Source organism: Thermophilibacter sp. (genome assembly GCF_966187215.1).
The window spans coordinates 1-14,910 of the sequence record NZ_CBIFYV010000084.1; the positions used below are offsets into that span (position 1 = coordinate 1).

General features: G+C 70.2%; 13 protein-coding genes. 12 read left to right on the top strand and 1 reads right to left on the bottom strand.

The genetic code is table 11. From position 1 onward, the window contains the following. Positions 1–3,305 (top strand): DNA-directed RNA polymerase subunit beta' (locus ACWTSU_RS06955; RefSeq protein ID WP_455139143.1); only part of this gene is annotated, 3,305 nt, incomplete at its 5' end. A 283-nt stretch (positions 3,306–3,588) separates the two neighbouring features. Here the strand turns inward: ACWTSU_RS06955 and ACWTSU_RS06960 are convergent. Next, a complete protein-coding gene (locus ACWTSU_RS06960; protein WP_455139144.1) occupies positions 3,589–4,308 on the bottom strand; it encodes a biotin--[acetyl-CoA-carboxylase] ligase in 720 nt (239 codons plus the stop codon). Positions 4,309–4,618: 310 nt separating this feature from the next. Between ACWTSU_RS06960 and ACWTSU_RS06965 the strand changes: the two genes are divergently transcribed. From ACWTSU_RS06965 to ACWTSU_RS07015, 11 genes are all read left to right on the top strand, one after another. Next, positions 4,619–5,575, top strand: a complete 957-nt coding sequence (locus tag ACWTSU_RS06965) for a beta-ketoacyl-ACP synthase III (protein ID WP_455139145.1) — start codon at positions 4,619–4,621, stop codon at positions 5,573–5,575. Positions 5,576–5,645: 70 nt separating this feature from the next. Beyond that, positions 5,646–5,885: a phosphopantetheine-binding protein gene (locus tag ACWTSU_RS06970; protein ID WP_455139146.1), complete on the top strand. Its 240-nt coding sequence runs from the start codon at positions 5,646–5,648 to the stop codon at positions 5,883–5,885. Positions 5,886–5,895: 10 nt separating this feature from the next. Beyond that, positions 5,896–6,840: an enoyl-[acyl-carrier-protein] reductase FabK gene (gene fabK / locus ACWTSU_RS06975; RefSeq protein WP_455139147.1), complete on the top strand. Its 945-nt coding sequence runs from the start codon at positions 5,896–5,898 to the stop codon at positions 6,838–6,840. After that, complete coding sequence (locus ACWTSU_RS06980; RefSeq protein WP_455139148.1) at positions 6,828–7,763, top strand: ACP S-malonyltransferase; 936 nt, start codon at positions 6,828–6,830, stop codon at positions 7,761–7,763. The genes fabK and ACWTSU_RS06980 overlap by 13 nt, the downstream gene beginning before the upstream one ends. Positions 7,764–7,765: 2 nt before the next feature. Further along, positions 7,766–8,536: a 3-oxoacyl-[acyl-carrier-protein] reductase gene (fabG, locus tag ACWTSU_RS06985; protein ID WP_455139149.1), complete on the top strand. Its 771-nt coding sequence runs from the start codon at positions 7,766–7,768 to the stop codon at positions 8,534–8,536. 84 nt (positions 8,537–8,620) lie between these two features. After that, positions 8,621–9,868 (top strand): beta-ketoacyl-ACP synthase II, encoded by a 1,248-nt coding sequence (fabF, locus tag ACWTSU_RS06990; RefSeq protein WP_455139150.1) that lies wholly within the window; start codon positions 8,621–8,623, stop codon positions 9,866–9,868. Between the two features lie 2 nt (positions 9,869–9,870). Further along, the gene (gene accB, locus ACWTSU_RS06995; RefSeq protein ID WP_455139151.1) at positions 9,871–10,368 is read left to right on the top strand and encodes an acetyl-CoA carboxylase biotin carboxyl carrier protein; all 498 of its coding nucleotides are present in this window, start codon (positions 9,871–9,873) and stop codon (positions 10,366–10,368) included. Positions 10,369–10,380: 12 nt separating this feature from the next. Further along, a complete protein-coding gene (gene fabZ, locus ACWTSU_RS07000; RefSeq protein ID WP_455139152.1) occupies positions 10,381–10,806 on the top strand; it encodes a 3-hydroxyacyl-ACP dehydratase FabZ in 426 nt (141 codons plus the stop codon). 138 nt (positions 10,807–10,944) lie between these two features. Then, positions 10,945–12,282, top strand: a complete 1,338-nt coding sequence (accC, locus tag ACWTSU_RS07005; protein ID WP_455139153.1) for an acetyl-CoA carboxylase biotin carboxylase subunit — start codon at positions 10,945–10,947, stop codon at positions 12,280–12,282. Then, positions 12,275–13,999: an acetyl-CoA carboxylase, carboxyltransferase subunit beta gene (accD, locus tag ACWTSU_RS07010; RefSeq protein ID WP_455139154.1), complete on the top strand. Its 1,725-nt coding sequence runs from the start codon at positions 12,275–12,277 to the stop codon at positions 13,997–13,999. Before accC ends, accD begins: the two co-directional genes overlap by 8 nt. Further along, on the top strand, positions 13,984–14,802 hold the full coding sequence (locus tag ACWTSU_RS07015) for a DegV family protein (RefSeq protein WP_455139155.1): 819 nt from the start codon (positions 13,984–13,986) through the stop codon (positions 14,800–14,802). Before accD ends, ACWTSU_RS07015 begins: the two co-directional genes overlap by 16 nt. Positions 14,803–14,910: the final 108 nt, after the last annotated feature.

The window sequence follows — 14,910 nt, forward strand, 5'->3', positions numbered from 1 at the left end:
CCGTGGACGCCCTCATCGACAACGGCCGCCGCGGCCGCGCCGTCACCGGCGCCAACTCCCGCGCGCTCAAGAGCCTCTCCGACATGCTCAAGGGCAAGCAGGGCCGCTTCCGCCAGAACCTGCTCGGCAAGCGCGTCGACTACTCCGGCCGCTCGGTCATCGTCGTCGACCCCAAGCTCAAGCTGCACCAGTGCGGCCTGCCGTCGCAGATGGCGCTCGAGCTGTTCAAGCCGTTCGTGATGCGCCGCCTGGTGGAGCTCGGCAAGGTCGAGAACATCAAGGGCGCCAAGCGCGCGATCGACCGCCAGCAGGCGGCCGTGTGGGACGTTCTCGACGAGGTGATCCAGGATCGCCTGGTCCTGCTCAACCGCGCCCCCACGCTGCACCGCCTGTCCATCCAGGCCTTCGAGCCGGTCCTCGTTGAGGGCAAGGCCATCCACCTGCACCCGCTGGTGTGCGCCCCCTTCAACGCCGACTTCGACGGCGACCAGATGTCGGTCCACGTGCCGCTGTCCACGCAGGCGCAGACCGAGGCCCGCGTGCTCATGCTGTCCTCCAACAACCTGCGCTCGCCGGCCTCCGGCAAGGTGCTCACGGTCCCGTCGCAGGACATGGTCTTCGGCGCGTACTACCTGACCACCGAGCAGGGCGAGAAGTCCGACGAGACTCCGGTCTTCGCCAACTTCGCCGACGCCCTTCTCGCCAACGACATGAACCCCGACCTCGAGCTCCAGCAGCCCGTGATCGTGCGCGTCTCCGCCGCCGACGCCAACGTCACCGACGGCGACCGCAAGATCTTCCGCGTGCTCCACGCCCGCGGCGAGGCCGAGGACATCGACGTCACCGAGCACACGGGGCGCTTCGAGACCACCATCGGTCGCATCATATTCAACCGCCAGTGCCTGCCGGCTGACTACCCCTTCATCAACTACAAGATGGTGAAGAGCGACATCGGCGCGCTGGTCAACGACTGCTGCGACCGCTACCCGCTCGCCGAGGTGGAGCCGATCCTGGACGCCATCAAGGAGACGGGCTTCCACTACGCCACGGTCGCGGGCCTCACGGTCTCCGTCTGGGACGCCACGATCCCCGAGGACAAGCCGCAGCTGCTCGACGAGGCGCAGAGCCGCGTCGACGAGATCAACGAGTACTACGAGGACGGCTTCCTGTCCGAGACCGAGCGCCACACCGAGGTCGTTAACGCCTGGAACGAGTGCACCGACCTGCTGGGCGACGAGATGCTCGCGGGCTTCGCCGAGGACAACCCCATCTACATGATGGCCGACTCCGGCGCCCGTGGCTCCAAGACGCAGCTGCGCCAGCTCGCGGGCATGCGAGGCCTCATGGCCGACATGTCCGGCGAGACCATCGACCTGCCGATCAAGGCCAACTTCCGCGAGGGCCTCGAGCCGCTGGAGTACTTCATCTCCACCTACGGCGCGCGCAAGGGCCTCGTCGACACCGCCTCGCACACCTCCGACTCCGGCTACCTGACCCGTCGTCTGGTCGACGTGGCCCAGGACGTCATCGTGCGCGAGGAGGACTGCGGCACCGACGAGGGCGTCACCTACCCGCTCATCAAGCCGGGCGAGACCAAGGTCGACACCGATCTCATCGGCCGCTGCGCCCTCAACGACATCTGCGACCCCGAGACGGGCGAGGTGCTCATCGCGCGCGACGGCTACATCGAGTCCGAGGAGGACCTCGAGATGCTCGTCGAGCACGGCCTCAAGAAGGTCGAGCTCCGCGCGCTGCTCACCTGCAAGTCCAAGTACGGCGTCTGCCAGAAGTGCTACGGCTGGGACCTCTCCACGCGTCGCCCGGTCAACATCGGCACCGCGGTGGGCATCATCGCCGCGCAGTCCATCGGCGAGCCGGGCACCCAGCTCACGATGCGCACCATTCACTCCGGCGGCGTCGCGGGCGCCGACGACATCACGCAGGGCCTCCCCACGGTCGCCCGCATGTTCGACGTCGTCGGCAACGTCAACGAGAAGATCCTGGGCCGCGAGGCCGACCTCGCGCCCGTCTCCGGCACGCTGCGCATCACGCCCGAGCAGGCCGAGTACCTGCTGCGGATCGTGGACACCGACGACCCGACCCGCACCATCGAGGAGTGGCGCGTCCCGGCGTCCGTGCGCTTCATGCCCGGCATCGAGGACAACGTGGAGGTGCGCGCCGGCGACCAGATCACGCGCGGCTTCGTCAACTTCCGTAAGCTCCGCAAGCTCACCGACATCGAGTCGACGATGCACACCTTTGTCGAGTCGGTCAAGGACGTCTACACCTCCCAGGGCGTCGACCTCAACGACAAGCACATCGAGGTCATCGCGCGCCAGATGCTGCGCCGCGTCCAGGTGACCAACCCGGGCGACTCCCAGTACCTGCTCGGCCAGTACGTGGACCGCTACGTCTTCGCCGACACGGTGCGCGACGTGGCCCTGGCCGGCGGCACCCCGCCCGAGGCGGAGCCGGTCATCCTCGGCACGCTCAAGGTGGCCTCGAGCATCGACTCCTGGCTGTCCAGCGCGTCGTTCATCCGCACCGCCGGCGTCCTCACCGAGGCTGCCATCGAGGGCGACGTCGACCACCTGCTCGACCTCAAGTCCAACGTCATCGTGGGCAAGCAGATCCCGGCGGGCACCGGTCTTCCGGCCTACCACAACGTGGAGCTCACCTACCACGGCACCAAGATCGACGGCCCCACCTCGCCGCTCGCCAAGAGCCTGCCCGAGTGGGCGCCCGACGAGCTCAAGGGCATCGAGGAGCAGCTCCCCAAGCAGCTCGACTGGGTCGGCGACGACTACGGCTTCGGCGGCGTGTACTCCAAGAATGGCCGCACGCTCTCCAGCGAGGATGCCAAGCTGTACCTCTTCGATGACCTGGGCGTCTCGCAGCGCTGGACCAACAAGTTCAGCGAGGTGGGCATCGAGACCGTGGGCGACCTCATCGGAAAGACCGAGGAGGACCTGCTGCGCATCGACGGCATCGGCGCCAAGGCCATCGAGGAGCTCCGCGACGGCCTGGAGGCCCGCGGCCTGCTCTACATCCTCGAGCCCGAGGACGACGAGGCCGACAACGAGGACCTCTCGCAGCTGCTCAACATGGTCTTCTCGCCCGACGCGGACGCGGACATCATGCTCGGCACCGCCGCGCCGTCCACGCACCACTTCGACGACGACCTGATCGGCGGCGAGCAGCCGGCCAACTCCGGCTCCTCCGACGTCATCAACGAGGACCTGGGCTCGCTCGACGACCTGCTCTCCCAGGTGGTCCGCCAGGAGGCGGAGCACGACGGCGAGTAGCTGACCGTCACAGACCCTGAGCCGGGCGCCGGTTCCCCCTGCGGGACCGGCGCCCGTTTTTTGTGTCGGCGCGGCCCGGGACGCGGGGGGCCGACGCCCCGCCGCCCGGCGCCCGACCGTCGGCCTTCTCGCCGGTGGGCGATAACGCGCAGAATCAAGCACAACTTTCTATATCCGCAGGTCAATTTAACGCGCATGTCCGATTCTGCGCGTTAATCGGGCGGCTAAACGTGGCGCGGCGAGAAGGGCCGGGCCGCCGGCCGGCGAGAGGGGCCGCGGGCCGTCAGCGTGCCGGGCGCAGAGACACGCGCTCGGAGGCGTAGGCGACGCCGTCCACCACGGCGCGGCCCCAGACGTCCACGCCGTCGAGCGTGCCGCACGCGACCTCGGCGCCGTCCATGGCGAGCACGCGGACCCTCTCGCCGTGCCAGGCGAGAAGCGCAAGGTAATCGTCGAGCACGCCGTCGAGGGGGCGCTCGCCGCCCGCGGCGGCCCACGCGTCCACCTGGCCCACGATCGAGTCGCGCAGCGTTGCCGCGAGCTCCGAGAATCCCGAGTGCGCCTCCAGCTCGTCCAGTCCAATGGCGCCCAGCTCAGCGGGCGTGGCCGTCACGTTGACGCCAATCCCACAGACCGCCGCGCAGCCCTCGACCTCCACGAGGATCCCCGCGAGCTTGCGCCCGCGCGCCAGCAGGTCGTTGGGCCACTTGAGCCGCACGTCGCCCGTCGGGGCGACCGCGCGCAGCGCCCGCGCGGCGCCCACGCCGCACGCCGCGGCCAGCCCCGCCAGGCGCACGGATGCCACGTCCGGTCGCAGCACCACCGAGAGGTACAGGTTGCCCTCCGGCGACACCCACGCGTGCCCGCGCCGCCCGCGCCCGGCTGTCTGCCGTCGTGCGGCCACGGCCCAGCCGTGCGCGGCGTCGGCCCTCGCGGCGGCAAGCGCGCGGTCATTGGTGGACCCCACGCAATCAAGCAGCTCAAGTGGCGGCAGCGCGTCCACGTGCTCTCCCTTCTCGCCATCGGAAAGACGATTGTAGGCGAGCGTCGCGTTCCCACCGACGAAACTCGCCCCAAACAACCCGCAAAAAATGATTTCATAATCATATATTCCCACGTTTAAGTTTTATGGATGTCAGATTTTGCGGGTTAATGACCGCACGGCGAGAAGCGCGCGATGAACGCGGCGCGTATGGAGACATCGTGGCAAAATAGAGTCGGCAAACGGCGCCGTCGCCCTCGCGGCGCGCAATTCGTTAGCCTACATAGATGTTGACGTGTTAACAATGGGTCTGACCGCGACAGGAGGCGAGATGGGGTTCCGCGTTCTGGGCACGGGCTCGGCGCTGCCGGCCCGCTCGGTCACCAACGACGATCTCTCCGAGTTCCTCGACACCTCGGACGAGTGGATCTCAACGCGGACCGGCATCCACAGCCGCCGCATCTGCACCACCGAGACGCTCGACGACCTCGCCCTCGAGGCGAGCCGCCAGGCGCTCGACGCGGCGGGAGTGCACGCCGACCAGCTCGACCTCATCGTCTGCTCCACCACGAGCGGCGACCACCTGATGCCCGCGGAGGCCTGCGCCGTCGCGGAGCTTCTCGGCGCCTCGTGCCCGGCCTTCGACGTCTCGGCCGCCTGCGCGGGCTTCGTCTTTGCGCTCGACGTGGCGGACGGCTTCATCGCCCGCGGCCGCGCGAGCCGCATCCTGGTGGTCTCGGCCGAGAAGGTCAGCCGCCTCGTGGACTGGACGGACCGTGCCACGTGCGTGCTCTTCGGCGACGGCGCGGCAGCCGCGGTGATCGAGGCCGGCGGGGACAACCCGCTCGCGATCCGTCTCTCGACCGACCCCTCCGTGGAGACCCTGCACGTCCCCGGCGTGCCCGGCTCCTCGCCCTACGACCAGACCGAGCGCCCCGCCCAGCACCTGTTCATGGAGGGCCGCCGCGTCTTCAAGTTCGGCGTCAACGCCATCGTCGACGCGGTCACCGAGCTCTGCGCCGAGGCGCACGTGGCCGTGACCGACGTCGACCACTTCGTCTTCCACCAGGCCAACGAGCGCATCCTCTCGTCGGCCGTCTCCCGTCTCGGCATCGACGACGCCCGCGTGGCGCGTGCCCTCGCCGAGACCGGCAACATCTCGAGCGCCTGCATCCCGCTCGCGCTCGACCGCCTCGTCCGCGCCGGTGAGCTCACGAGCGGCCAGCTCGTGGTGCTCGTCGGCTTTGGCGCGGGGCTCGACGTGGGGGCCTGCCTGCTGCGCTGGTAGCGCGGCGGCCTCCGCCAACCGTCCATTGGAGCGCCCGCCGGGCGCATGGAGAAAGAAGGAGTACCAAACCATGGCAGACCAGAGCACCTTCGACCGCGTGTGCGCCATCGTCCGCGAGCAGGCCGGCCTCGACGACGCCGCCGAGCTGACCCCCGAGACCAAGCTGACCGAGATCGGTCTCGACAGCCTCGCCACGGTCGAGGCCGTCATGGCGTGCGAGGACGAGTTCGGCATCGAGATCGACGCCGAGTCCAACCCCGAGACCATCGGCGAGTTCGTCTCGATGGTCGACGAGCTGCTGGACAAGTAGGCGACGCACCATGCTGCACACTCCCATCTGCGACCTTCTCGGCATCGAGAAGCCCGTCTTCCAGGGCGGCATGGCCTGGATCGCCGACGCGAGCCTGGCCTCCGCCGTCTCCGAGGCCGGCGGCCTCGGCATCATCGCGGCCATGAACGCCAACGCCGACTGGCTGCGCGACCAGATCCACGAGCTCAAGAGCAAGACCGACAAGCCCTTCGGCGTGAACGTCATGCTCATGAGCCCGTTCGCGGACGAGGTCGCCCAGGTCGTCATCGACGAGCAGGTTCCCGTGGTCGTGACCGGCGCCGGCAACCCCACCAAGTACATGAAGGCCTGGAACGCGGCGGGCATCAAGGTCGTCCCCGTCGTCGCCTCCGTGGCCATGGCCAAGCTCGTGGCCCGCGCCGGCGCCGTCGCAGTGGTGGCCGAGGGCACCGAGTCCGGCGGCCACATCGGCGAGACGTCCACGATGGCGCTCGTCCCGCAGGTCGTCGACGCCGTCAAGATCCCCGTGATCGCCGCCGGCGGCATCGCCGACGGGCGCGGCGTGGCGGCGGCCCTCATGCTGGGCGCCGTGGGCGTCCAGGTGGGCACGCGCTTCCTCGTGGCCGACGAGTGCACGGTCTCCGACGAGTACAAGGACCTCGTCCTCAAGGCCAACGACATCGCCACCCGCGCCACGGGCCGCTCCACCGGCCACCCGGTGCGCGCGCTCAAGAGCCCGTTCTCCAACGCCTACTTCAAGATGGAGTCCGAGGGCGCCTCGGTGGACGAGCTCAACGCCTTTGGCACCGGCGCGCTGCGCAAGGCGGCCAAGGAGGGCGACTACGAGCACGGCTCGTTCCTCTGCGGGCAGATCGCCGGCATGGTCAAGGAGCGCCAGAGCGCGCTCGAGATCGTCGACGACCTCGTGAACGGCGCCGAGAAGGTCCTGGCGGGAGCCACGCAATGGGTAAGGTAGCGTTCCTCTTCGCCGGTCAGGGTGCCCAGCACCCGGGGATGTGCGCCGACCTCATCGAGGCGGAGCCCGCGGCGCGCGCTGTCTTCGAGGCGGCCGACGCCGTGCGCCCCGGCACCACCGAGCAGTGCCTCTCGGGCACCAAGGAGGAGCTGGCGCAGACCATCAACACGCAGCCCTGCGTCTTCGCCGCGGACCTCGCGGCCGCCCGCGCCCTCGAGGCGCGCGGCGTGACGCCGGACGTGGTGGCGGGCTTCTCGCTCGGCGAGGTCGCCGCGCTCACCTTCGCGGGCGCCTACGCCGACGAGCAGGGCTTCGAGCTCGTGTGCCGTCGCGCCGAGCTCATGGCCGACGCCGGCGAGAAGAACCCCGGCGCCATGCGTGCCGTGGTGAAGCTCGACGCCCCCACGGTCGAGCGCCTGGCCGCCGAGGCGGGCGAGCAGTGCTGGCCCGTCAACTACAACAGTCCGCTGCAGACCGTCGTGGCCGGCACGCCCGAGGCGTGCGAGAAGCTCGACGGTCTGGTCAAGGAGGCCGGTGGTCGCGCCATGAAGGTGGCCGTCTCCGGCGCCTTCCACAGCCCGTTCATGGCGGACGCCGAGAAGGGCCTCGCCGCGTATCTCGCCGAGGGCCACGCCCCCGCCGAGCCGCGCGTGCCCGTGCTCGCCAACCGCACCGCCGAGCCCTACCCGTCCGACGAGGCCGCGCGCGTCTCGCTGCTCTCCTCGCAGGTGGCCAACCCCGTGCAGTGGGTGCGCACCCTCGAGGCCATGGCGGCGATGGGCGCGGACACGTTCGTCGAGGTGGGGCCCGGCAAGACCCTCACCGGCCTCGTCAAGCGCACGCTCCAGGACGTCACCGCCCTGCCGTGCGAGACCGTAGAGCAGCTCGAGGCGGTTCTCGCCGCCCTTTCGGAGAAGGAGTAGGCATGGCCGAGAAGACCGGCACGCTCGAGCGCGACGCCTCCCGTCGCGTGGCACTCGTCACCGGTGCCTCGCGCGGCATCGGCCGCGCGATTGCGGAGGGGCTCGTCGCCGACGGCATGGACGTGGCCGTGGTGTACGCGGGCAACGAGGCCGCGGCCGCCGAGGCCGTGGCGGCCTGCGAGGCCGCCGGCGCCTGCGCGCGCGCCTATCGTTGCGACGTGTCCGACGCCGAGCAGGTCAAGGCTACGGTCGACGCGGTCCTGGCCGACTTCGGCCACGTCTGGGCGCTCGTGAACAACGCCGGCGTCACGCGCGACGGGCTGCTCGTCCGCATGAAGGACGAGGACTTCTCGCGCGTCATCGATGTCAACCTCAAGGGTGCCTTCAACACCATCCGGGCGCTCACCCGCTCGTTCATGCGCCAGCGCGGGGGCCGCATCGTGAACATGGCCTCGGTCGTGGGTCTCATGGGCAACGCGGGCCAGGCCAACTACGCCGCCTCCAAGGCCGGCCTCATCGGTCTCACCAAGTCGGTGGCGCGCGAGCTCGCGCCGCGCGGTGTCACGGCCAACGCCATCGCGCCCGGCTTCGTGGAGACGGACATGACCGCCGTGCTCTCCGACGAGGTGCGCGCCGGTTACGAGCAGCAGATCCCGCTCGGGCGCCTGGCGAGCGCCGACGAGGTTGCCGCCGTCGCCCGCTTCCTCGTGAGCGACGCCGCCTCCTACGTGACCGGCGAGGTCATCCGCGTCGACGGCGGCATGGCGATGTAACGTTCGTGGAAAAGGGACAGTCCCTTTTCCACATCTGAGAGCGTGGAAAAGGGACTGTCCCCTTTCCACATGTTGGGAGACGAGATGGAACACAGGGTAGCGATTACGGGCATCGGCGCCGTCACCCCGCTCGCCAACACGGCCAAGGAGACCTGGGAGGCCATGGTCGCCGGGAAGTGCGGGATCGGTCCCATCACGCACTTCGACACCACCGACTTCAAGGTGAAGGTGGCCGCCGAGGTGAAGGACTTCGACGGCGCCGCGCTCCTCGGCAAGCAGGAGGCCGCCCACCTGGACCTCTTTGCGCAGTACGCGCTCGTCGCGTCCGACGAGGCCATGGCTGACTCCGGCCTCGACGCCGAGGACGCCGTCGACCACGACCGCCTGGGCGTCTACGTGGGCTCGGGCGTCGGTGGCATCAACACCATCGTGAACAACGTGCACACGATCGCCGAGCGCGGTCCGCGGCGCGCGTCCCCGTTCATGATCACGATGATGATCGCCAACATGGCCTCGGGCAACATCGCCATCCGCCACAAGGCCTACGGCCCCACGCTGCCCGTCGTGACCGCGTGCGCCACCTCCGCCCACGCCGTGGGCGAGGCGTTCCGTGCGATCAAGCACGGCTACGCCGACGCGATCCTGGCCGGCGGTTCCGAGGCCGCCATCATGCCCGACTCCATCGCCGGCTTCACGAGCTGCCGCGCGCTCACCACCAACCCCGACCCGGCCACCGCGTGCCGCCCCTTTGACGCCGACCGCAACGGCTTCGTCATGGGCGAGGGCGCCTGCGTGCTGGTCCTCGAGGAGTGGGAGCACGCCGTCGCGCGCGGCGCGCACATCTACGCCGAGGTCGTGGGCTACGGCAACACCGACGACGCGCATCACGTCACGAGCCCCGACCCCGAGGCGCGCGGCATCGCCCGCGCCATCGAGCAGGCCGTGGCCGAGGGCGGCGTGAAGCCCGAGGAGGGCCTCTACATCAACGCGCACGGCACCTCCACCAAGCTCAACGACAGCTCCGAGACGCTCGGCTTCAAGCGGGCCCTCGGCGAGGAGGCCGCGCGCGCCGCGCACGTCTCGTCCACCAAGTCCATGACCGGTCACATGATCGGCGCCACCGGCGCCGTCGAGGTCATGGCCTGCGCCCTCGCGCTGGAGAACGGCGTCGTGCCGCCCACGATCAACTACCGCACCCCCGACCCGGAGTGCGACCTCGACTACACGCCCAACGAGGCCGTGGAGTGCCCGCTCACCTGGGCGCTCAGCACCAACCTCGGCTTCGGAGGGCACAATGCGGCGCTCGCCCTGCGCGCCGCGGGGAGGGAGTAAGCATGGACGCAAGCAAGATCGCGGAGATCGCCGCCGTCATGGAGGGCCACGGCCTCTCGCGCGTGCGCCTCGAGGAGGCCGACGGCTCGGCCGTCGAGCTCGAGCGCGGCCCGCGCGTCGCCGCCGCCCCGATGGTGGCCGCACCCGTCGCCCCCGTGGCGCCGGTCGCCGAGCCAGTTGCCGCGCCGACCCCCGCGCCGGAGCCGGCCCCCGCGCCCGCTGAGGCGGCCGCGCCGGCAGACGACGCCGCGCTCGACATGGCCCACACCACCGCCGTGCGCGCCCCGATGGTCGGCGTCTTCTACGCCGCCCCCGCGCCCGGCGCCGAGCCCTTCGTGCATGTGGGCTCCAAGGTCAAGAAGGGCGAGACGCTCTGCGTCATCGAGGCCATGAAGGTCATGAACGAGGTCACGGCCGACGTCGACGGCGAGGTCGTGGACATCTGCGTGAAGGACGGCGACCTCGTGGAGTACGGCTGCTGCCTCATGAAGATCTACTAGGGGAGGGCGCGCATGAACAAGGAGGAGCTCAAGAAGCTGCTGCCGCACCGCGAGCCGATGCTGCTTCTCGACGAGGCGGAGCTGGTGGACGGCGAGGCACACGGCCGCGTCACCATCACCGGCGACGAGTTCTTCGTCCAGGGGCACTTCCCGGGCAACCCCGTGGTACCGGGCGTCATCCAGTGCGAGATGCTCGCCCAGAACTGCTGCGTGCTCTTTGGCGACGCGCTGGTGAGCGAGGGCGCGGTGCCCATGTACACGAGCCTCGACAAGGTCCGCTTCAAGCGCCCCGTGCGCCCCGGCGACACCATCGAGCTCACCTGCCGCCTCACGCGCTCGCGTGGCATGTTCCACTTCGCCGAGGGCGAGGCCCGCGTCGACGGCGAGCTGTGCTGCACGGCCAACATGTCCTTCGCGGTCGTTCCCGCCGAGCAGTAACCGTGACGATGGGCGTGACAAAGGGGACGGGGGTGTTTGTCACCTCACTGCTCCTGTCGGGCTGGCCGAGGTGAAAAACACCCCCGTCCCCTTTGTCACGCCCATCGTCACACGTCGTCCTTTCAGGGAGGGGCTTCGATGTTCGACAAGATTCTCATAGCCAACCGCGGCGAGATCGCCGTGCGCGTGATTCGCGCCTGCAAGGAGATGGGCGTGCGCACCGTGGCCGTCTACTCCACGGCGGACGCCGAGGCGCTCCACGTGGCCCTCGCCGACGAGGCCTACTGCATCGGCGGCCCGCGCCCGGCCGACAGCTACCTCAACGAGGACGCGATCATCACCTGCGCCCTCAGCTCGGGCGCCAAGGCCATCCACCCCGGCTACGGGTTCTTCTCGGAGAACGCCCACTTCGCGCGCGAGTGCGGGGAGTGCGGCCTGGTCTTCGTGGGCCCCTCGCCCGAGGTCATCGAGCGCATGGGCGACAAGGACGCGGCGCGCCGCACGGCCCGCGAGGCCGGCGTGCCCATCGTGCCGGGCTGCGACCTGCTCAAGAGCGCGGAGGAGGCCGAGGCCGAGGCCGCGCGCATCGGCTGCCCGGTGCTCATCAAGGCGCGCTCGGGCGGCGGCGGCCGCGGCATCCGCAAGGTCGAGCGCCCCGAGGACGCGGGCAAGGCGTTCACGGAGGCCCACGCCGAGGCCGAGGCGGCCTTCGGCGACGGCGAGTGCTACATGGAGAAGTTCGTCTCGCCGGCCCACCACGTGGAGGTCCAGGTGCTCGCCGACGCCCACGGCAACGTGGTCAGCCTCGGCGAGCGCGAGTGCTCGGTGCAGCGCCGCAACCAGAAGCTCGTGGAGGAGAGCCCCGCGCCGTGCCTCGACGCGCACCCGGGCGTCCGCGAGCGCATGCACAAGGCGGCCCGTGACCTCACGCGTGCCGTGGGCTACGTGGGCGTGGGCACGATCGAGTTCCTCTTCGCGGACGACGGCAACTTCTACTTCATGGAGATGAACACGCGCCTGCAGGTGGAGCACCCGGTCACGGAGTTCGTGAGCGGCGTGGACCTCGTCAAGTGGCAGCTGCGCGTGGCCGCGGGGGCCGAGCTGCCCTTCTCGCAGGACGACATCCGCATCCAGGACCACGCCATCGAGTGCCGCATCAACGCCGAGACCCCGGAGTTCCTCCCGTCGTGCGGCGAGGTCACGATGCTGCACGTCCCGGGCGGCCCGCAGGTGCGCTTCGACTCGGCGCTCTACGTGGGCGCCGTGGTGCCGCCCTACTACGACTCGCTGCTCGGCAAGCTGATCGTGTGCTCGTCCACGCGCGAGGAGACCATCCGAAAGATGCGCTCCGCCCTCGGCGAGCTGGTCATCGAGGGTGTCGCCGAGAACAGCGAGCTGCACCTCGACATCCTCTCCAACCCCGAGTTCGTCTCGGGGAACTATCACACCAACTTGATGGAGCACCTCTATGAGTAAGCGAGAGAAGAGCCTCAACGCGCTCGAGGGCCCCGTGACCGAGGTGGCCGCGGAGTTCCCAGAGCGCCACGTGCTGGTCAAGTGCCCCGGGTGCCGCCGCGTGATCGACGCCGAGAAGCTCGAGGCCAACCTCGACGTCTGCCCGCGCTGCGGCCGTCACCTGCGTCTGTCCGGGCGCAAGCGCATGAAGGTCACCGTTGACGCCGGCAGCTTCGAGGAATGGGACGCCGACCTCGCGGCCACCGACTTCCTCGAGTTCCCCGGCTATCCCGAGAAGCTCGAGGCGGCGCGCGAGAAGAGCCACGAGCTCGATGCCGTGGTGTGCGGCCGCGGCAAGATCGGCGGTCACGACTGCGCCCTGTTCTTCATGAACGCCGACTTCATGATGGGCTCGATGGGCTCGGTGGTGGGCGAGAAGGTCACGCGTGTCTTCGAGCGCGCCCTCGAGCTCAGGCTGCCCGTCGTGGGCTTCACGGTCTCCGGCGGCGCGCGCATGCAGGAGGGCACCACCTCGCTCATGCAGATGGCCAAGGTCTCCGCGGCGGTGAGGCGCCACTCCGAGGCCGGCCTGCTCTACGTCACCGTGCTCACCGACCCCACCACCGGCGGCGTCACCGCGAGCTTCGCCATGGAGGGCGACGTCACCCTCGCCGAGCCGGGCGCGCTGGTGGGCTTCGCCGGCCCGCGCGTCATCGAGCAGACCACGCACAAGCGCCTGCCCGCCGGCTTCCAGCGCTCCGAGTTCCTGCTCGAGCACGGCTTCTGCGACCTCATCGTGGAGCGCCGCGACATGGTCGCCACGCTCGCCGAGCTTCTCGCCCTGCACGAGGGGTCGGCGCCGGCCGCGGGCGCCCCGCACGCGCTCAGCCACGAGGAGCCGCGCGGCAAGCGGGGCAACCGCCCCAAGCGCACCCCGGCGCCCGAGAGCGCCTACGACATCGTCAAGCTGACCCGCTCCACCGAGCGCGTCACCGCGCTGGAGCTCATCGAGCGCTCGCTCGACGGCTTCGTGGAGCTGCACGGCGACCGCCTCTTTGCCGACGACGCGGCCATCGTGGCCGGCATCGGCTGGAAGGGCGGCCGCGTGCTGACCGTCATCGCCATCGAGCGCGGCAACTCCACCAAGGAGCGCGTGCGCCGCAACTTCGGCATGGCGCACCCTGAGGGCTACCGCAAGGCCCTGCGCCTCATGCGCGAGGCCGAGAAGTTCGGGCGGCCGGTGCTGTGCCTCGTGGACACCTCGGGCGCCTACTGCGGCATCGGCGCCGAGGAGCGCGGCCAGGGCGAGGCCATCGCCACCAACCTCGTGGCCATGAGCGGGCTCAAGGTGCCCATCGTGAGCGTGATCGTGGGCGAGGGCGGCTCGGGCGGCGCGCTCGGGCTGGCCGTGGCCGACCGCGTCTACATGCTCGGCAGCTCCGCGTACTCCGTGGTGAGCCCCGAGGGCTGCGCGTCGATCCTCTGGAAGGACGCCAAGCGCGCCGCCGAGGCCGCCGAGGCGCTGCGCATCACCGCCCCCGACCTCGCCGAGCTGGGGCTCGTTGACGGCGTCATCAACGACCTGGGCCTCACGCACACCGAGATCGCCCACGACCTCATGCGCGAGGTCGAGCTCGCCCTCGACGAGCTGGAGGGCCTGGACGCCGACGAGCTCGTGCGGCGTCGCTACGACAAGTTCCGCGTTATGGGAGGCGACCGCATATGCTCGCGCTCGTGACTGACTCCACCTGCGGGCTCACGCGCAACGAGGCCGCCGAGCTCGGCGTCGACGTGGTCCCGATGGGCTACGTCGGGGAGTTCGGCCACCGCGAGGAGGGCTTCGTGGGCGAGAACGGCGACTACGCCGCGCTTCTCGCCGCCAGCCGCGACGTGAGCACCGAGGCCGTGCGCCCCTCGGTCTTCGAGCGGGCGTTCCGGGCCCACCTCGCCGCCGGCGACGAGGTCCTCTGCCTCACGATCTCGTCGCGCCTGTCCGGCACGTTCCGCAGCGCGCAGCAGGCGGCCGACGCCGTGGGCGACGCGCGCGTGACGGTGCTCGACAGCTGGCTCACCGCCGGCGCGCTGGAGTTCATGGTGCGGCGCGCCCGCGCGCTCGCCAACGAGGGACACGGCGCGGCCGAGATCGCGGAAGACCTTCGCGAGCTGCGCGGACGCGAGCGCATCGTCTTCAGCGTGCCCGACATGGGAGCGCTCTCGCGCAGCGGGCGCCTCGGCGCGATCCGCCGGGCGGTTGCCACCAAGCTCAACCGCTACCCGGTGATGACGCTGCGCGAGGGCGGCATCGTCAAGCTCGGGGACGGCCGCGGCGCGCGCGGCATGGCCGAGGCCATGGTGGCGCGGGTGCCCGAGGGCGCGTCCGAGCTGCTGCTGTCGCACTTCGGCCCGCGCGGCGTGGAGGCGCGCGAGGTCCTTCTCGCCGTGCGTGCGCGGCTGCCGCACGCCCACGTCCGCGTGAAGGACGGCGGGCCGGTGCTGGCGCGCCACCTGGGCATGGGCTCCGTGAGCCTCTCCTGGGCGTAGGTGCGGCTTCATCCGACTCTTCAGGTGCGGGATTTAGGCGGCCGGCTGAGCAAAAACCACCGACAGACACAACACAGCCTTTTCCCTCCGAGACAATGACACATTAGG